An 18,469-nucleotide genomic window follows, 5' to 3' on the forward strand; every position below is an offset into this window, starting at 1 on the left:
CTTTGTTTCTATCATGGAGATTGATTTCCCTGTAGATGAAAGTTTAGCAATTTCTCGCTGGGTTGCTCTGCAAAATGACCGCTATATGCACGTTCTGTGTCGAACAGAGAACGGTGAAGGTGAGCTAGAAACTATCAGCTCAGCAATTAAAGAGTCCGATATCGGCGGCACATGCCTGTTTTACGGTAGTCACAAACACGCAGCTTTTGTCTGTGGATTTGCAGCAAGCTTGAACTTTGATGAGCTGAACGGTCGCACAAACTTGGCATTCCGTGGACAGGAAGGTTTAACGCCTTCAGTGACAGATAAAGCACTGGCAGATGAATTAATCGCGATGGGCTTTAACTTCTACGGTGCATACGGCACAGCTAATGACCGCTTCATCTTCGTTTATCCCGGATCTGTATCGGGTAAGTTTAAGTGGGTTGATAGTTATGTGAATCAGGTGTTCTTCAATAACCAACTCCAATTAGCGTTAATGACGATGCTGAAAAGCTTTAAATCTGTACCGTACAACGAGACAGGCAAGGCAATTCATCGTTCTGCTGTCGCTGATCCGGTATTCCAGATGCTTAATTTTGGCGGAATCCAAACGGGTGTTGCATTGTCAGAACAGCAAAAGAAACAAATCAACATCGAAGCTGGATTTGATGCGGCATCTCAAATCAATACTGCGGGTTGGTGCATGAAGATTGAAGACACTCCGGCGCAAACACGCGGTCTTCGTAAATCAATGCCTCTGAAACTGTGGTACGCCGATGGCGGCAGTGCTCAGCAAGTTAATCTCCCATCAATCAACGTCCAGTAAGAGGTAAAACATTATGCCAATGGGACATAACCCAAGAACATTAACATCGGCAAATGCCGTTTTGATGATCCGCTGCAAGGGCGTTTATGACGAGTTTGTGAAGTTGCAAGGTTTTCAGGCTGATAACGCGTGGAACTTTGGTGACGCAAACATCGGTGAGACTCGCATGGGTGTCGATGGCAAACAGTCCATCGGTTACACGCCGCACGAAACGCAATGGACGCTTTATTTGGAAGCAAACAGCGTATCTACGCAAATCATGGAAAACATTCGTAAGGACTTTAACGCGAACATGGAAGCCCGATTCGTGGACATCGTTGTCGAAATTCCATCAATCGGCAAACGCTACAGCGCAACGGGCGGATTAACGTCAATGACTGGCGGCGCAAGCGGTAAAAAAATGCTCGACGGGACAAGCTACAACTTCAACATGGTCTTCGAAGGCGCTGAGGAAATCTAATGACGCTGAAATCAAAAACTATCACGATTGAAAAGGGTCGTGATGCTGGGATGATGTATCAAGTTACCGAAATGCCAATTGCCAAGGCGGATAACTGGGCGATGCGAGCACTGTTCGCTATTGCCAATGGTGGTGTGGACTTGGAAGGCGTCAGTCCAAACATGGGGATGCTAGGCATGGCTAACGTAGCAATCAAGGCGCTGGCAGGTATTAATCCGAATGTCGGCATTCCTCTGCTGGATGAACTTCTTGATTGTGTGCAAACCATCCCGTCAGGTGGAACAGCTCGTCCCCTGTTACTTGAATCCGACGTGAAAGACCTCTCGACCATGTTCACCCTTCGCAAGGAGGCGTTAGCTATTCACTTGGATTTTTTAGTGAACGGCGGTGGCTCCAGCTCGAACGATTAAAAGCAGGGCTACCGCTTCGCGATGGCGTTTTAGCTGAAACAAATAACGTGTCTACTGTTGCGTACCAAGTGATAACCGCGAAGTACGCAACGCTTCACGAACTCCACACGATTTACAGTCTGGAAGATGTTTTAAACCTCCTAGAAATCCATCAGGTCGAATCGTACAACAAGCAACTAATGAGTGAGATAAACGATGGCAACGCTAATTGATACGCTTCTTGTTTCGCTGAAACTCGATAGCGGCGGTTTTGCTAACGACGCGAAAAAGGCGACAACTGAAAACGATAAGTTAGCGGACTCTATCGATGCTCTGAATGAAACGCTCGGCGGCGTAAATGAGACCCTAAAAGGTACGAGAGAGCAGCAAAAGAAAGCCAAGGAGCAAAGTGATAGTTTCACAAAGTCGATTAACAATGCGACTAAGGCGCTAGCTGGACTCTTCACAACTATATTCATGTCAACGGGGTTAACTAAACTTATCGAAGATACGGCACGGTCAAATGACCAGCTTAATTTTCTAAGTAAGAATCTCGGCATGAATGCCACGCAAGTTAAACGTTGGCAGGGTGCCGCCGAGCTGTCGGGTGGAAGTGCCGAAGGTATGGCTTCCAGTATGGCTAACCTGAACAAGTCTCTTTGGGATTTGGTGACGGTAGGTGATACCTCAATTCTTCCTTACTTTAACGCGCTGAACGTAGGTGTGGTTAAAAACAACGGGGAGCTGAGGAACCTCGATGATATCTTGCTGGATGTCGCCGATAGCCTGTCTCAGATGTCCAGACCTCAAGCCTATAACTTCGCTAAGAATATGGGCTTTGATGAAGGCACGATAAATATGTTGTTGCAGGGTCGCCAAGAAATGGAGCGGCAACTTGCATTACAAAAAGATATCGTTGTTTCGTCTGAGCAAGAGTTAGAAATCAGCCGGCAGTTACAGCAACAAAATGCGCTGGTCGGTATGCAATGGGATGGGCTGAAAACGTTACTTGGTAACTACCTCATCCCTTATGCATTAAAACTATCCGCTACGGTGACTGGCTTCCTTGGTTATCTGAACAAGAACAGAGATACCGCTATATTCCTCTTCAAGGCACTCGGAACGGTAATCGGTGTCACGCTAATCCCGATTGTGCTAAAAGCAGCTACGGCATTTGTGGGGCTGTTTGGTGCGATTGGTTTGCTGCCAGCTCTCCTGTTGTTGCTCGGCGCCAGTTTATGGCTGCTGTATGACGACTTCAAAAAGTGGAAAGAGGGCGGAGAATCATTACTCGGTGAGTATTGGGAAAAGTGGGATAGCACAATTACACCGATACTTGAAAAGCTTGATGAAATGGGTGATTGGTTCATTAAGTCTGATTTTAGTCGATGGAGTAGAGACATCGATAGAATCAAGAAGTCATTTGATAGCATTAAGGACTCGGTATCCTCTCTAACTGGTAAGCTTCTTGAGTTAATAGGAATAGACCCTAGCAAGTTTTCTGCTGATTGGGTTTTTGACAAGATAATTGCGGGAGTTAGACGAGCATCGGAAACACTAGCGTTATTGCTTGATGCTTTAAACAAGCTTACTGACGGTGATTTCTCTGGGGCTTATGACTCATTAGCTGGTGCTGCGACAACACTGATAACGGGAGAAAAGGACGGGAGCATATTTAATGCTATATATGGCGAGCCTACAAATAAATACATCGAAGAGCATAAGGCAAATAAAGCTTTAGCCTATAGTGGCATGTTTGGAGGGCTTAGGGAAATTCTCGGGCTTCCATCAGCTTCCAGTGATTCATTCACAGCTACTAGTGTAGAAGTTCCTAGCCAAAATAAGCGCATCTATAAAACTGATAAAGGTGATGTCGTTCGAGAGGACGGATCCAGAGCGTGGAGAAATAATAATCCTAGCAATATGATTTGGGGTGAAGCCGCAAGAAAGCAGGGCGCTATCGGTCACGATACTAACGCGCAAGGTCACACAATGGCTATATTCCCTAACAGAGAGACTGGGGATAAGGCTAGGCGCTGGCTTTTATTTGAGAGTGATGGAGGAAAGCAACTAAGCACTAAGGGCGATTACGGCGCGGGAATTGGTTATCAGAATAAAACTGTAGCACAAGCACTGACAGCGCATTCACCACCGGAGGCTGGTAACGATACTGCTGCATACATCAGATCAGCATTAGCCGCTCTTGGCAGTACAGATCTTCGCATGGGCGACCTGACTCCAGCACAAAGGGATGCTCTTATTGCTGTGATTGACCAAAAAGAGGGGCAACAAAAAGGCAAGGAATATTATGTAAATCAAGCCAATGCCCTGAATAACATCAAGTCATTCAATAAGCAGATATCTACACCTTTTGCTGCTGGCGTGGGTGATTTAGCTAAAGGATTTTTAGATCAATCAAATGCGCTAAAATCACAAGCCCAAACAATCACAAACAACAAAACGGATGTTAATGTTGCTGGTATTACTGTTAATACTAACGCAAGTACACTGTCAGGAGTAAGCGAAGCGGCGGCTGAGGAATCTATAAAGAGGGTTTATCAGCTAGTCCCATCCATTAGTTAGGAATTGCTGTAGTTTGCGTCAAGTCAATGGCACAATATGCTCAAATAATATTCATGGGGTGAATGATGATTAAGCATATCTTTGTTGGCTTGGCGCTACTTCCTTTACTTGCATTTGCTCAAGTGAGCAATCTTGGAATAGGAAGGGATGTCAGCGGAAATGTAAGAATTATTGATGGCAATTATGAATGCTCGTATGGAAGCATTACAGAGAATGAAACACTGAAAGGAAACTTCAAATCTGCAAATATTTATGTTGAAAATATGGAGAATGAGACCATTTTGTTTATAGCCTCATTCCCCGGCAATATTTCAGTAAACCCACCGATAACGGGAAAGATAGACCAAACAAAGGAGCTTGTTACATACCGATATACAGACAAAAAAGATAAATCGTTTGTTATCGGAGCAAGCTCATCAAAGGGGGTTTACGCCATGATTGCAGTGAAGAATGACCTTCTAGGTGCAAGCACTTTAATATATAACTGCAAGATGATTAAGAATTTAGAGCATCCAATGCCTACCGATTGAAACCAATAAGCCCCTCGGGGCTTTTTTATTCCCTGATCGCCGTGAGATCTAAATTGCTAATATTGATACTGCATCCTATGTAAATCAAAGTGTTACGAATTGCTGAATGCAAGCATTATACCTGTATCATAATGATATATATAGAAAAGTTTCTACCTTGATCCCAGCATGAATAATCAACAACGTTTGGGGCGCTAGCCCGTCCTTGGGCTGGGTGGTTATTCTTCAAACCTTGGCGGTATTTGTTTAATTAACTTACTGATCGCTGATTTTATATTTTTAGCCTGCTGTTCAATTTCAATAAATCTATCAACATCTGATGATTTTGTTGATTCAGCTAGTGCAGACAATCGTTTCTTTAATGACTCTATTTCATGGGTTTGCCTCTCTACCTGCGTATATGCTCTAAGCAAAACCATTACCTGCTCATAAGGGTCTCCCTTTATAGGTAAATTGCGCAGCAATGTTCTTATGCTTTCATAAGAGTCAAGTCGGTAAATTATTTCTTGCTGAAGACTACGTCTTGATTCATCAGCAATTTTCTCTAACTCATCTCTCATTTCAGGCGGCATACGTAAAGGGTATGGGGCTATGCGTGTCATCTTTTTGACTCCAAATGATTCATACTATTGAGTCTAATGGTACAAAGTAAACTTGACAAGTGAGTCCATAGGGATCATTATTGGATTACAATATAATTAAATGCTGATAAAATAGGATTCCAAATGAGTCAATCTGTAAAAAGAATACCTCCATACCCGCTCAGAATGCCTGATGAGGTTAGGGAGTGGTATGAGCTAGAGGCAGATAATAACGCGCGTTCATTGAATGCGGAGTTGGTAAAGATATTAACGGATAGGAAGAATAGAGTAGAGGGGCAAAGGAAAAATGCTCAATAAAAAGAAAAGACCCCACCCGAACGAATCGAATGAGGCCTTAACGTCAAATACCCTTGCGACAGGAATAAGTGACATGAACATTGTAGCTAAAACAGATTTAACTTTCCAGAACTTCACATTCAACCCAATAGTTGAAGATGGTCAAGTGTGGTTAACATCAACTGAAATTGCACAGGTATTAGGGTATAGCCGTACAGATAACGTAAGTAAGCTTTATGCGCGTAATGCTGATGAGTTTACAGACTCCATGACAATGACCGTCAATATGACGTTCAACGGGATAAACAATAGCTTACGTAACAAATCGGTCAGAGTTTACTCACTTCGTGGTGCTCACCTGATCGCAATGTTTTCTAACACTCCAGTGGCAAAAGAGTTCCGTAAATGGGTGTTGGATATCTTAGATAAGGAGGTACAGAAAGGAGAAGTTCACTCACCAATGCATCGTTATTTTGTGAAAGTAACCATTAAGGACACTTTGTTTGGTGGTGAAGTTGAGTTCATGGGTAAGGGGAACACGTTTAACGCAATAGCAACGGGGATATGTGAAAACTTAGGTTTAGCACCTACATCATTCACACCTATAGAAATGGGGATTCATCGGAAGTTAGGAGCAACACATTGATTAGCACTAAAAGCAGAAAAGCCGATAGTTACAGCTACCGGCTCATCTTAAACTAAAATATAGGACGTATATTTATGAGTAATAGTATTCGAGTTTTTAACTATAAGTCAAGCAATGAGCAATTAGTGACCGTTTCAGGTTTGAAATACAAAGGTAAGCCTGTGTTTCTAGCGGTTGAGTTAGCAGAGTCTCTTGGTTATTCAGATCCTCATGATGCGTTAAGAAAACATTGTAAGTCATTGATTAAGCTTGATTCCGGCGAATCGACGGAATTAGGTTTTGGTTACAGACCAAAAGGTGTAATGCTAGCTGGTCAAGCTGATATGTTCCGTTTGATTATGCGTAGCAAGCTACCGTCAGCAGAAAATGTTCAAGACTGGGTGTGTGAACAGGTTTTACCTGAAATTATGGAAACTGGCAGTTATTCCGTGAAGAAAAGCCAATCTGGTCTACCTGAATATCGCCAAGCCAGAACACTGAAAATGTCGGTTGATGCTATTACTAACTTGTTTGATTTGATGCCGAACCTAAGCAATGAAGCCAAACAGTGTGCAGCGGCAAATATTGTTAACCCGATTGTAGGTTTTGAAGCTGTTCCGCTGCCAGTTCTTGAGCAAAAGTATTACAGCGCTGGTGAAGTAGGAGAAATGCTAGAAGTCTCAGCAAATAAAATTGGACGAATCGCCAATAAGAACGGATTGAAAACTGATGAGTTCGGTAAGTTCTTCTTAGACAAGTCGGCTCACTCATCAAAGCAGGTTGAAGCATTCCGCTATAACGATAATGGCATTAGTGCATTACGCCATATCATTCACGGAAAAGAAGTAGCCTAACCCACACATAGCCCAAGGATGGGCTTGTAATCTAGATCACACACCACGCCTCTTAACTGAGGTTTTTCACGTTGGAGAAAAATCATGTTCGGAATGCCAGATATACCAAACTGGAAGAATATTCCTGACGCTGCCATTAACGCCGGAATTAGCTTAGGTGGCGGTGCGTTAATCAATACTCTATTCGGTAACTACTGGGGAATATTCAACGAGTTCGGCGTTCCATTACTGTTAGCTGATAACGTGATATCTCTTCAGTACCAAAATCAGAGCCGTGTAGTGAACGCACCGATTGAGAAGGGTTCTTTCACGAGCTACAACAAAGTAGCCGATCCTTACAAAGCTACTGTTCAATTAAGCAAGAGTAGCGGTGGCACATTAGAGCGTGGGGCGTTTTTAGCGCAATTGGAAATACTTGCCAAGAGCACGCTCAAGTTTTACATCATCACGCCGGAGTATGTTTATAAAAGTGCAAATATCGTCGGATTTGATTTTGCTCGCGAGGCTAGAGATGGCGCGACACTGATTAAGGTGAACGTACATCTGGAGGAAATTCGCGAAGTAATCGTCAAATATGATGAAGAAGAAGTGACTAATCCTGATGATGCACGAATCAAGGATACAGGAGACAAAACACAGCAAGTAGCCTCCTTATTTTCTGGTGAAACACTTGATGAGTTGATGAAGATACTTGATGACCCTACAAAGTCCAAGCTATTAAAAGGGAAAGAAATATCAGCACTTCTTTATAAAGCTATTTCAAACCTTGGCGGCGACCTAACTCAGATACAGCAACAAGCTGAGATGATAGTAGAGCAAGGAGTTAGCCTACAATGATGACAATAATTCCAACCTCTCCAATCCCTAATCAAATCCTAACCTTCACGCTTGATACTGATGAGTACGAGATAGAGCTAAATTCTCGTAGGAATAATCTTTACGCGACAGTGAAGAAGAATAACGAATACGTGGTTTGCAATCGGATATGTCGAAACATGACCTATATCTGTCAGTGGTTAATATTTGCAGACCAGCAAGGCAACACAGACCCGATTTACACTGGATTGGGCACTCGATATAAGTTGGTGTGGGCTGATGGCATTTAATCGAAAGAGGATCAGGCTAACGCTGAAGCTGAACGGTAAAGACGAAGTATTCACTTCAGATAACCAAAATAAACTATCAGCCGTTGGTTTGCGTATTAGCGCGGACGTGACATTTGGCTATGGATCTCCGGCTCCGTATGCACGAATAAGAGTCTATGGTCTGCCGCAAGAGACGATGAATAAGCTCATCACTGCAAAATGGCAGAACGTAAAGGCGCTTAGGACATTAATCACTATTGAAGCAGCTGAAGGTGAAGGAGATTTTGCTCAAGTGTTTAGCGGCGGGATATTCATGGCTTTACCTGAATATTCGGAAGCTCCTAACGTATCGATTGTTATCGAGGCAATGTCGGCTGTTTTTGAAAGCAAGCTAGCGACAGCAGCAGAGAGTTATGAGGGGGTTCATTCTGTTGCTGAAATCATTGCAGGGATATGCCAGCGCATCGGCTTTTCGTTTGAGTCAAACGCCGTTAATGCAGTAGTTGATAATGCTTACCTTACTGGATCTGACTTAGACAAAATCAGATGGCTATGCGCTAACACTGACCTAGACCTCTACCTTGGCAATAATAGTGTGGCAATAACGCCGAAGGGAGCAGCAAGAAAAATTAAGATTGCCGTCATATCCCCTGATACAGGACTCATCGGCTATCCAATTATCACAAATATCGGAGCAACATTCCGGTGTCTGTACGACCCGTCTATCCAGTTTGGTGCGCTAGTCCGCGTGAAAGGCAGTGAGATTGAAATGTGTAACGGGGATTGGCGAGTCTACGGAATGCGAGCGCAATTAGAAACTGAGATGGACTCCGGTCGCTGGTTTATGGAAATCGTCGGTTCGAATCTGAAGGATAAAAACGTACATGTCGCAAAATGAAACGGTATTACCGTATGACCCTGAAGACTTAGCGGGCGGCGCCAGAACGCAAGAGTTCATCATTAATAGTCTGATTGGAAAAATTGGCACTGTAACAGTTTGCAGGGTGGTGAAGGTTAAAGGTGGCGGGGTAAATCCGGTAGGGTTTATTGATGTCAAACCAATGGTTCTTCAAGTGGATGGCGGCGGGAATATCTTCGATAGTGCCACTATCTACAATGTCCCATATTTTCGCTATCAGGGTGGCGGCAACGCAGTAATTATTGATCCTAAGGTTGGTGATATTGGAATTTGCTTGGTCTCTTCACGGGATATCTCACAAATAAAGCGCACCAAGAAGGATGCGCCACCATCGACTAAGCGGCAATATGATATCGCAGATAGTTTATACATCGGAGGCATACTCAACGGAACTCCATCCCAATACATTCACTTCCTAGAAAGCGGAATTGATATTGTTGCGACAGGGGTGATTAAAGCCAGGGGCACAAAAATAATCCTTGATGCTCCCGTAGAAACCACTTCGACAATTAAATCGAAGGGTGATATCACCGACAACACTGGCAGCGGAAACACTCAAACCATGGCTAGCATGCGCGTTACTTATAACGGTCACACGCACAAAGCTAACGGCGAATACGCCAATACAGATAAGCCAAATCAGCAGGTATAACCAATGAAAACACTGTTTCTATTGCCTGATACGTGGGACTTAACCCTAGACGTATCGGGAAATATTGCTATGGCTTCCGATCAGTATGCTATCGCTCAGTCAGTGGCAAATAAATGCAAGGTGTTCATGCATGATATGTACTACTCACAAAATGAAGGCATCCCTTACTTAGAGAAAATACTGGGTAAAAATAGGTATTCATTATCTCTGTATCGCCAGCATTTAGAAGATGCAGCAATGTCAGTTGATGGTGTGGTGTCGGCTAAAGCTGAATTAAGCACCGCGAATGATAGGGTAGTCAGAGGGAGGTTGATTTTCACTGACAAGCAAGGCAGAGAAGGAGCGATAGAATTATGATCCCCAAGCTAGAAATAACGCCAAACGGCATTATCACACCTACGACACAAGAGGTGATAAGTGGACTGTGGTCGATGATGAGAGATGCCTTTGGTGAAGATCTAAATGAAGACATGGACACGCCGCAGGGTCAGCTAGTTACAACGCTTGCAGCCATTATTACGGATGAAAGAAATCAGCTGGTTGAATTATTTAATCAGTTCGACCCGAGATATGCCGATGGTCAAATGCAAAACGCCATTGGCTATATTTATTTTTTGCAGCGAAAGAAAGCCACAAAATCAGTAGCCGAGTTAACTTTTAACGGTCTATCTGGCGTGTCGGTTCCAGCAGGCTTTAAAGTCCAAGATGACAATGGCAATGCATGGTCAACATCGAGGGATGTTTTTATCATGAGTAATGGCTTGGTTGCTGTTGAGGCAACCTGTGATATCGAGGGTATGATTTACGCTCAGCCAAACACAATTAATCGTATTGTTCGTAATGTTGGCGGAATTGATAGCGTAACAAATGCTAAGGCAGCGATAGCGGGTCGAAACACTGAAACACGACAAGAGTTTGAACTTAGAAGGTCGCTATCTGTCTCGCAGAATGCCAAGAACACAAACGATGCCACATACGGTGCTATTTCAAACATCAACGATGTCATTGACTGTTATGTGATTGATAACCCTAGTGACGCGACTATTACAGTAGGTAAAACTAACTATTCACTGATTAGAAACTCAATTGCGGTATCAGTTGTGGGCGGTGATGATAATGAGATTGCTAAACAGATTTTAACTAAAGCTGGTACTGGGTGCGCGTTTGTTGGTAACACAACGGTGACTTATGAAGACACAACTAACTTTCCATACATGCCTCCAACATATGACGTTAAATTCATTCGACCAAATCATATTCCCGTTGAGTTTAACGTTAAATTTGAAAATAAAGATTTGCTGACATTGCAGGATAAAGAAGCAATTAAAAACGCAATCATTAATGAATTCAACACAGGGGTAGGCAAAGGGCGAATAGCTAAGCGGCTGATTGCTAGTGATTATATCTGCTCAGTTGCTCAGTCAACCGGAAACCGATTGATATCTATTCAAATAGGGCGGAAAAGTGGTGCTTTGGGGAATTATATTGATTTTGGGATAGATGAGTTTCCTGTCTTATCTCCAGATGACATAAGGATGACGTGATGGATAGCATTAACCCAACCCTAATGAGTCAGTATGCAAACTCCCCAATTATCACCTCTATCCTTAAATCAGCAAACGAATCAATAGACCCATCGAATAACATAGATGACTTCTATTCCCTTGTTTTTAATGTACATACAGCACAGGGGTTCGGTTTGGACATATGGGGGAGAATAGTTGGAATCGATAGGGGTATTTCTATTCCCGACCCAGACCAAGATTACTTCGGCTTTGATGGTACGGAAAAGTATCTACCATTTAACCAAGCGCCATTTTATAGCGGCGATAGTAGCGAAAGCGCTTATATGATGCCTGATGAATCGTTTAGAGAAGTCATTATCATGAAAGCTTATGCAAATATCATCTACGCCACTGCTCCCAATATTAACGCATTTCTGAAGGATTCATTCACAAGAGGAAGGGCGTATTACTTGATTACGGGGCACATGAAAGCGAGGTATGTATTTGAGTATCGTCTATCTGAGTTTGAAAAGAATTTAATCTTTAACCACAACATCTTACCAAAACCTTGCGGCGTTGAAGTGAGTATCACAGAACTGCCAGTGAGTGAATATTTCGGTTTTTATAAAACTGGATTCCAACCCTTCAATCAAGCGCCTTTCATAAAATAGGTACGAAATGAAAAATCCAAAATTAATAGTAAAGCCTTTCGCTAAGAACGGGCAGAAAAACGTCATCCCTGAAAACTATGAAACTAGCATGGATTCAAACCAGGCAACGTGGGATCAGGGTTTCGGTCAAATCACAATGCTGCCCGTCGCAGCAGGCGGATTACCACCAAAAGGGCAGGACTTTAACGGAATTCTCAACCAGATTTCAGAGAGCATTGTTTATCAATCCCAAGGTGGGCGTTTTAAATTTTCACCAGAGTACGCTGAATCCATCGGTGGATATCCTAAGGGAGCGATACTTCAGTCTGATGACGAGAAGAAAGAGTATCAGAGCTTAATCGATAACAATAAAGTTAACTTCAATACCGAATCAAATATTTCAGCTTCATGGGAGCTGGTTGGGGCTAAGTACGCGATTAAAACTGAAGTTGATTTAGCGTTATTGAAGAAATTCGATAAAGAGAATATCTCTGGAATATTAGGCAATGACAATAGTAAAGTCCCTAGCCTGAACTTATTGACTAATGAAGTAGGGAAGTTACAACCAAAAGGTAATTACGCCCCTGCTGGTGACTATGCGACAAAAGACGAATTAAAAACAGGCTTAGATAGTAAGCTTGGTAAAGATGCAATTGTTCAATACGGCGGTGCTAATGAAGATGTTGTGATGAGTCAGAAGGCGGTTACTGATGCTATTAAGGAAAAACCGGACGTCACTCAAACTACGGGAGCATCAACTACATTGGTGATGAGTCAGAATTCCGTCACTGAGTTAGCTGCAAAAAAAGTGGATAAATTAAATGCTGAAGTAAATAACGCATTATCGATAAAGTCAAGCGGTGAATATGCTTCTGTTAAGCTAGAAAAAAATTCAGGAGAAAGCTTTTCTATAGAAACAGTACCTGATTCACTTGATGACGCTGCTAAATTTTTCTATAAAAGAGTCGGTGGTTCCGAAGTATTCACTGTATCCCTACGTAAGAAAAGCGGTGTTATTGCACTTGTTAGTGATATTCCGTCATCAGTGACGAAGGTAGAGGACGTCACATCTCAGAGAGAGGCAGGAGTAACATACGTAAACTCAAATAGTCATACAATTTTTGTTATGCTTGAATCTTACGGCTCTGTCAGTCAGGCTAGTATATTTACACTTGACGGTGTTTCCATGACATGGATCACCTCCGGCGCGCAATACGGTAACGTTACGTCAGCAACAATACCTGTGCCGGCAGGCTCCTCGTATTCATCTGGGGAATTTAAAAAGTGGGTGGAGATATCTTAATGAAAATGCATTATTACAAAGACGTAGATAATAACAGAGTTCATGCATATTCTGATGAGCAATTAGCACAAGTTAATCGTTGCACTGAATTAGAGGCTTTACTTGTTGATAAAGAGCTAGAGCTCACCGAATCACAGAAAAAACTGAATGAAAAGCAGGATAAATTCAATGCGGCTTATATTGAGTGTGAGTCCGCTAATAACGGCGATACCGCAGAAAGTGAAGTTGAAGTTTTACGGCAAAAATTAATCTACGCACAAGAAGAATTAAATGATGAATTGATATCATTTAAAAAAGCGGAAAGTGATTACATTCAGCTTAAATTTGAGTATGATTCTATTTTTCATGTATTCTTTGATATTCGAGATAAGTTAAAAGAATTCAAGAAAATGAGTGCTAAAGAACTTGAAGCCCACCTAAACCCACCAGTATCAAAAGAGCAGTTAATTGCAGAAGCAGGGCAACAAAAACAATCGCTTTTAGTTGAAGCCAATAATGTGTTAGTACCGTTACAAGACGCTGTTGATTTGGGGATGGCTACAGACGAAGAAATTGCACTGCTTAAAGAATGGAAGAAATATCGCGTTCTTTTAAACCGCATCGATACTTCAACCTCGCCAGACATTGACTGGCCACAAAAACCTTAACTCTCTTTATTATACTCATATCCCTGTGGAAATCGCTTGCTCAATTCTCTGTAATAAACTAAACGCTCACGAAAATACCCGCGCAAGTGTTCGGGTTGTTGTCGCTCGACTTCAACATCGATAATTGGCTTGCCGAGTCTTTCACGATAAGCGACACCTGAAGCGGCTAAATCGACATTTACTTTGTCTTTATCTTCTTTTGGTAGTTCTGCAAGATTGTGCATGATAGTTTTCTGTGGGGGGTAAGTGATCGGAGTATAGCACGGAGGGAAAATCACTGTGACGAGCTGTGCCGAAATTGTGACGTGAGGATGAGGGGTCAATCCCCTCTTTTCTATCGCTAATAATCCAGTCTGTGTTATTATTTCGTTTGAGTTACTTTTAATGTGCATAGTAGTTTTGAATTTTGTGTACATATCTGTGTACATACCTTGCATTGTGAAGCAAGAAATTAAACGTAACGTATTGATTTATAAACTTTGGAATAATCAAGCAAGTGATCTTTCGTGTGGGTCACCACTGCTGATAAGGATTTTTTAATGCCTGTTATTACTCTTCCTGATGGAAGTCAGCGTCAATTCGACCATGCCGTTTCTGTCATGGATGTGGCTCGCGATATCGGTGCAGGTCTTGCAAAAGCGTGTATTGCTGGTCGTGTTAATGGTGAGCTGGTGGATGCTTGTGAACTGATCGAGCACGATGCGAACTTGTCAATTATCACGAGTAAAGATGATGAAGGTCTAGAGATCATTCGTCACTCTTGTGCTCACTTATTAGGTCATGCAATTAAACAATTGTGGCCAAATACCAAAATGGCAATCGGTCCAGTTATCGACAACGGTTTCTATTATGATATTGACCTTGACTATACGCTGACCCAGGAAGATTTGGACAAGCTAGAAAAGCGTATGCTTGAGCTTGCCAAAACAGATTATGACGTGGTTAAAAAACGTGTTTCTTGGGCCGAAGCTCGTGAAACATTTGTAAGCCGTGGCGAAGATTATAAAGTTGAAATCTTGGATCAAAACATTAGCCAAGATGACCGCCCAGGCTTATATCACCACCAAGAATACATTGATATGTGTCGTGGTCCGCACGTACCTAATATGCGTTTCTGCCATCACTTTAAATTACAAAAAGTTGCAGGGGCATACTGGCGTGGAAACAGCGACAATAAAATGCTGCAACGTATTTACGGCACGGCATGGGCAGACAAAAAGCAGTTAGCTGCTTATCTGCTGCGCTTAGAAGAAGCGGCAAAACGTGACCACCGTAAAATTGGTAAGCAATTAGATTTATATCATATGCAGGAAGAAGCGCCGGGTATGGCGTTCTGGCACAATGATGGTTGGACAATTTTCCGTGAGCTGGAAACTTTTGTACGTACCAAACTAAAATCCTATAACTACCAAGAAGTTAAAGGTCCATTCATGATGGACCGCGTACTGTGGGAAAGAACAGGTCACTGGGAAAACTACAAAGATGCGATGTTCACAACGTCATCTGAAAACCGTGAATATTGTGTAAAACCAATGAACTGCCCAGGTCACGTACAGATCTTTAACCAAGGGTTAAAATCTTACCGTGATTTACCACTGCGTATGGCAGAGTTTGGTAGTTGCCATCGTAATGAACCATCTGGTGCGCTGCATGGTTTAATGCGTGTACGTGGCTTTACTCAAGATGATGCGCATATTTTCTGTACCGAAGATCAAATTCTGGGTGAAGTGACAAGCTGTATCGAAATGATTTATGACGTTTACAGCACTTTCGGTTTTGAAAAAATCGTTGTAAAACTGTCTACTCGTCCTGAAAAACGTATCGGTACTGACGATATGTGGGATACAGCAGAAGCGGATTTAGCGAATGCTCTGAAGTCTAAAGGTATTGAATTCGAATACCAACCAGGCGAAGGCGCATTCTATGGTCCAAAAATCGAATTTACATTGTATGACTGCCTTGACCGTGCATGGCAATGCGGTACCGTACAATTAGACTTCTTCTTACCAGGTCGTCTAAATGCTTCATATGTAGGCGAAAATAATGAACGCATTACGCCTGTTATGATCCACCGTGCCATTCTAGGTTCATTAGAGCGCTTCATCGGTATTTTAACAGAAGAATATGCAGGCTTTTTCCCAACATGGTTAGCGCCACAACAAGTTGTGGTGATGAACATTACAGATAGTCAAGCAGACTATGTTCAAGAATTAGTAAGCAAACTGCAAAGTGTTGGCATTCGTGCGAAAGCGGACTTACGCAACGAGAAAATCGGCTTTAAGATCCGCGAACACACCCTGCGTCGTGTTCCTTACATGTTGGTTTGTGGTGAGAAAGAAGTTGAATCAGGTAAAGTGTCTGTTCGTACCCGTCGTGGTAAAGATTTAGGCAGCCTTGATGTTAACGAATTCACGACTAAACTACTGGAAGAAATTCGCAGTCGTCAGCTCAATCAGATGGAGGAATAAGGTATTAAAGGCGGAAAAAAACTCCCAACAGCACGTCCGAATCGTATTAACGACGAGATCCGTGCAACTGAAATCCGTGTTACTGGCATTGACGGTGAACAACTCGGTGTGATGAGTGTGCGTGACGCACTCGCTAAAGCGGAAGAAGCTGGTGTTGATTTAGTTGAAATCAGCCCAAATGCAGAGCCACCAGTTTGTCGTATCATGGATTACGGCAAGTATCTTTATGAGAAGAGCAAGTCTCAAAAAGAGCAGAAAAAGAAACAAAAAGTCGTTCAAGTGAAGGAAATTAAATTCCGTCCGGGAACTGATGAAGGAGACTACCAAGTTAAATTGCGTAGCCTCATTCGTTTCTTAGAAGATGGTGATAAAGCGAAAATCACACTACGTTTTCGTGGTCGTGAAATGGCACACCAGCAAATCGGTATGGAAATGCTTAACCGCATTAAAGCTGATTTGGAAGAACTGGCTATTGTTGAATCATTCCCTTCACGTATTGAAGGTCGACAAATGATTATGGTCATGTCACCGAAGAAAAATAAATAAGTTGTCATGTAAGAACGCGAGTGGGGGATAGCCTCTCACTCGCGTTTTTTTATGAAGATATCCTCTCATTAACATGACTTACCGCGAAAAATTTGAATATCTGCTTGAGTAATCTCACAATAAGCAGTAAAATCCGCGGTCGAATCGCTTTGTAAAATCTCGCATTGTTCGAGTTAAAGCCCAAAAAGAATATCGCGTTTTGGTGAAAAGTTATTGAAAACATTACCGGAACGCTTGCTTTAGAGAATGTAGCAAATCTCTTTATCCAGTTGGAGGAATGAAGTATTAAAGGCGGAAAAAGAATCCCATCAACACGACCAAATCGTATTAATGATGAAATCCGTGTTCCTGAAGTCCGTTTAACCGGTTTAGACGGCGAACAGTTAGGCATTATGAGCGCACGTGAAGCGCTTGAAAAAGCTGAAGAAGCGGGCGTTGACCTCGTTGAAATTAGCCCAAATGCTGAACCGCCAGTTTGTCGTATCATGGATTACGGCAAATTCCTTTATGAGAAGAGCAAATCTCAAAAAGAACAGAAAAAGAAACAAAAAGTTGTTCAGGTGAAGGAAATTAAATTCCGCCCTGGTACAGATGAAGGTGATTATCAGGTCAAACTACGCAACCTGATACGCTTTCTAGAAGATGGTGACAAGGCTAAAGTAACGCTACGTTTTCGTGGTCGTGAAATGGCTCACCAACAAATCGGTATGGAAGTGCTTAACCGCATTAAGTCTGATTTGGAAGAGCTGGCGTCAGTGGAGTCATTTCCTTCAAAAATTGAAGGACGTCAGATGATTATGGTGCTGGCACCGAAGAAGAAATAATTAGGCCATCAAGTAATAATCTTACAGTAATGTGAATATTATTCGCCTAATTAATTCGTAGTTAATCACAATGCGAAGTTGGAAATAACAGAAATGCCAAAGATTAAAACTGTACGTGGCGCAGCAAAGCGCTTTAAAAAAACTGCAGGCGGTGGCTTTAAGCGCAAGCATGCAAACCTTCGTCACATTCTGACTAAAAAGTCTACTAAGCGTAAACGCCATTTACGTCCGAAAGGTATGGTATCTAAGGGCGATCTGGGTCTGGTAGTTGCTTGCCTGCCTTACGCATAAGTAAACATTTTAGTTAATTAAGAATAAAGACGATAGGAGATAGCTATGGCTCGCGCAAAACGTGGTGTAATCGCCCGTGCACGTCACAAAAAAATCATGAAGCAGGCGAAAGGTTACTATGGTGCACGTTCTCGTGTTTACCGCGTAGCATTTCAAGCGGTAATCAAAGCTGGTCAATACGCTTACCGTGACCGCCGTCAACGTAAACGTCAGTTCCGTCAACTGTGGATCGCGCGTATTAACGCTGCGGCTCGTCAGAACGGTCTGTCTTACAGCCGTTTCATCAATGGCTTGAAAAAAGCTTCAATTGAAATCGACCGTAAGATCTTAGCAGACATCGCAGTTTTCGATAAAGCAGCATTCACTGCTTTAGTTGAAAAAGCAAAAGGCGCTTTAGCTTAATGTTTGCTTGAAAAGAGGAAGGAAACTTCCTCTTTTCATTTATATTGTTT

At 42.5% G+C, this 18,469-nt stretch carries 24 protein-coding genes; 22 read left to right on the forward strand and 2 right to left on the reverse strand.

All coding sequences use genetic code 11. The features are described 5' to 3' along the window. From PSF16_RS03315 to PSF16_RS03335, 5 genes are all read left to right on the forward strand, one after another. Positions 1-808: DUF3383 family protein (locus PSF16_RS03315; RefSeq protein ID WP_272688760.1), on the forward strand; the 808-nt coding region annotated here is incomplete at its 5' end. A 13-nt stretch (positions 809-821) separates the two neighbouring features. Next, the gene (locus tag PSF16_RS03320) at positions 822-1,268 is read left to right on the forward strand and encodes a phage tail fiber protein (RefSeq protein WP_051473540.1); all 447 of its coding nucleotides are present in this window, start codon (positions 822-824) and stop codon (positions 1,266-1,268) included. Continuing rightward, positions 1,268-1,678 (forward strand): hypothetical protein, encoded by a 411-nt coding sequence (locus PSF16_RS03325; RefSeq protein ID WP_036965284.1) that lies wholly within the window; start codon positions 1,268-1,270, stop codon positions 1,676-1,678. Before PSF16_RS03320 ends, PSF16_RS03325 begins: the two co-directional genes overlap by 1 nt. Positions 1,679-1,873: 195 nt before the next feature. Further along, positions 1,874-4,240 (forward strand): hypothetical protein, encoded by a 2,367-nt coding sequence (locus PSF16_RS03330; protein WP_272688761.1) that lies wholly within the window; start codon positions 1,874-1,876, stop codon positions 4,238-4,240. Between the two features lie 65 nt (positions 4,241-4,305). Then, positions 4,306-4,770, forward strand: coding sequence for a hypothetical protein (locus tag PSF16_RS03335; protein WP_265693292.1), 465 nt, complete (start codon positions 4,306-4,308; stop codon positions 4,768-4,770). Between the two features lie 218 nt (positions 4,771-4,988). Here the strand turns inward: PSF16_RS03335 and PSF16_RS03340 are convergent, their stop codons facing one another. After that, positions 4,989-5,372, reverse strand: a complete 384-nt coding sequence (locus tag PSF16_RS03340) for an Arc family DNA-binding protein (protein ID WP_206086899.1) — start codon at positions 5,370-5,372, stop codon at positions 4,989-4,991. 123 nt (positions 5,373-5,495) lie between these two features. Here PSF16_RS03340 and PSF16_RS03345 point away from each other — a divergent pair, with 123 nt between their 5' ends. From PSF16_RS03345 to PSF16_RS03395, 12 genes are all read left to right on the forward strand, one after another. Continuing rightward, positions 5,496-5,669, forward strand: a complete 174-nt coding sequence (locus PSF16_RS03345; RefSeq protein ID WP_272688762.1) for an Arc family DNA-binding protein — start codon at positions 5,496-5,498, stop codon at positions 5,667-5,669. A gap of 73 nt (positions 5,670-5,742) precedes the next feature. Further along, a complete protein-coding gene (locus PSF16_RS03350) occupies positions 5,743-6,294 on the forward strand; it encodes a BRO-N domain-containing protein (RefSeq protein WP_272688763.1) in 552 nt (183 codons plus the stop codon). 74 nt (positions 6,295-6,368) lie between these two features. After that, positions 6,369-7,127, forward strand: a complete 759-nt coding sequence (locus PSF16_RS03355) for a BRO-N domain-containing protein (RefSeq protein ID WP_272688764.1) — start codon at positions 6,369-6,371, stop codon at positions 7,125-7,127. Positions 7,128-7,211: 84 nt separating this feature from the next. After that, positions 7,212-7,964, forward strand: coding sequence for a phage baseplate protein (locus tag PSF16_RS03360; RefSeq protein WP_265693288.1), 753 nt, complete (start codon positions 7,212-7,214; stop codon positions 7,962-7,964). Continuing rightward, positions 7,964-8,233 carry a phage baseplate plug family protein gene (locus tag PSF16_RS17440; RefSeq protein ID WP_442959245.1) on the forward strand — a complete coding sequence of 90 codons (270 nt, stop codon included), beginning with the start codon at positions 7,964-7,966 and terminating at the stop codon, positions 8,231-8,233. Before PSF16_RS03360 ends, PSF16_RS17440 begins: the two co-directional genes overlap by 1 nt. Continuing rightward, on the forward strand, positions 8,223-9,110 hold the full coding sequence (locus tag PSF16_RS03365; protein WP_272688765.1) for a baseplate hub protein: 888 nt from the start codon (positions 8,223-8,225) through the stop codon (positions 9,108-9,110). Before PSF16_RS17440 ends, PSF16_RS03365 begins: the two co-directional genes overlap by 11 nt. Continuing rightward, positions 9,097-9,783: a Gp138 family membrane-puncturing spike protein gene (locus PSF16_RS03370; RefSeq protein WP_272688766.1), complete on the forward strand. Its 687-nt coding sequence runs from the start codon at positions 9,097-9,099 to the stop codon at positions 9,781-9,783. The genes PSF16_RS03365 and PSF16_RS03370 overlap by 14 nt, the downstream gene beginning before the upstream one ends. Positions 9,784-9,786: 3 nt before the next feature. Continuing rightward, the gene (locus PSF16_RS03375; RefSeq protein ID WP_154600747.1) at positions 9,787-10,140 is read left to right on the forward strand and encodes a hypothetical protein; all 354 of its coding nucleotides are present in this window, start codon (positions 9,787-9,789) and stop codon (positions 10,138-10,140) included. Further along, positions 10,137-11,327 carry a baseplate J/gp47 family protein gene (locus tag PSF16_RS03380; RefSeq protein ID WP_272688767.1) on the forward strand — a complete coding sequence of 397 codons (1,191 nt, stop codon included), beginning with the start codon at positions 10,137-10,139 and terminating at the stop codon, positions 11,325-11,327. Before PSF16_RS03375 ends, PSF16_RS03380 begins: the two co-directional genes overlap by 4 nt. Then, entirely contained in the window at positions 11,327-11,959 is a 633-nt protein-coding gene (locus PSF16_RS03385) for a DUF2612 domain-containing protein (protein ID WP_265693281.1), read from the forward strand. The genes PSF16_RS03380 and PSF16_RS03385 overlap by 1 nt, the downstream gene beginning before the upstream one ends. 7 nt (positions 11,960-11,966) lie before the next feature. Further along, positions 11,967-13,241 (forward strand): hypothetical protein, encoded by a 1,275-nt coding sequence (locus PSF16_RS03390; RefSeq protein WP_272688768.1) that lies wholly within the window; start codon positions 11,967-11,969, stop codon positions 13,239-13,241. Next, positions 13,241-13,888: a tail fiber assembly protein gene (locus tag PSF16_RS03395; protein ID WP_272688769.1), complete on the forward strand. Its 648-nt coding sequence runs from the start codon at positions 13,241-13,243 to the stop codon at positions 13,886-13,888. Before PSF16_RS03390 ends, PSF16_RS03395 begins: the two co-directional genes overlap by 1 nt. Here PSF16_RS03395 and PSF16_RS03400 read toward each other — a convergent pair. Next, the gene (locus PSF16_RS03400) at positions 13,885-14,112 is read right to left on the reverse strand and encodes a DNA polymerase III subunit theta (RefSeq protein WP_442959246.1); all 228 of its coding nucleotides are present in this window, start codon (positions 14,110-14,112) and stop codon (positions 13,885-13,887) included. The two genes, PSF16_RS03395 and PSF16_RS03400, sit on opposite strands and share 4 nt — an antisense overlap. 315 nt (positions 14,113-14,427) lie before the next feature. Here PSF16_RS03400 and thrS point away from each other — a divergent pair, with 315 nt between their 5' ends. The 5 genes from thrS (at position 14,428) to rplT (ending at position 18,419) form a co-directional block, all read left to right on the forward strand. After that, a complete protein-coding gene (thrS, locus tag PSF16_RS03405) occupies positions 14,428-16,356 on the forward strand; it encodes a threonine--tRNA ligase (protein WP_272688770.1) in 1,929 nt (642 codons plus the stop codon). A gap of 3 nt (positions 16,357-16,359) precedes the next feature. After that, entirely contained in the window at positions 16,360-16,902 is a 543-nt protein-coding gene (infC, locus tag PSF16_RS03410) for a translation initiation factor IF-3 (protein WP_071586594.1), read from the forward strand. 284 nt (positions 16,903-17,186) lie between these two features. Continuing rightward, positions 17,187-17,726 carry a translation initiation factor IF-3 gene (gene infC / locus PSF16_RS03415; protein WP_071524939.1) on the forward strand — a complete coding sequence of 180 codons (540 nt, stop codon included), beginning with the start codon at positions 17,187-17,189 and terminating at the stop codon, positions 17,724-17,726. Positions 17,727-17,819: 93 nt separating this feature from the next. After that, entirely contained in the window at positions 17,820-18,017 is a 198-nt protein-coding gene (gene rpmI / locus PSF16_RS03420) for a 50S ribosomal protein L35 (protein WP_004263702.1), read from the forward strand. A gap of 45 nt (positions 18,018-18,062) precedes the next feature. Beyond that, positions 18,063-18,419, forward strand: coding sequence for a 50S ribosomal protein L20 (gene rplT, locus PSF16_RS03425; RefSeq protein WP_006659451.1), 357 nt, complete (start codon positions 18,063-18,065; stop codon positions 18,417-18,419). Positions 18,420-18,469 lie beyond the last annotated feature (50 nt).

Source organism: Providencia sp. PROV033, from assembly GCF_028484855.1.
Lineage (GTDB): Bacteria > Pseudomonadota > Gammaproteobacteria > Enterobacterales > Enterobacteriaceae > Providencia > Providencia alcalifaciens.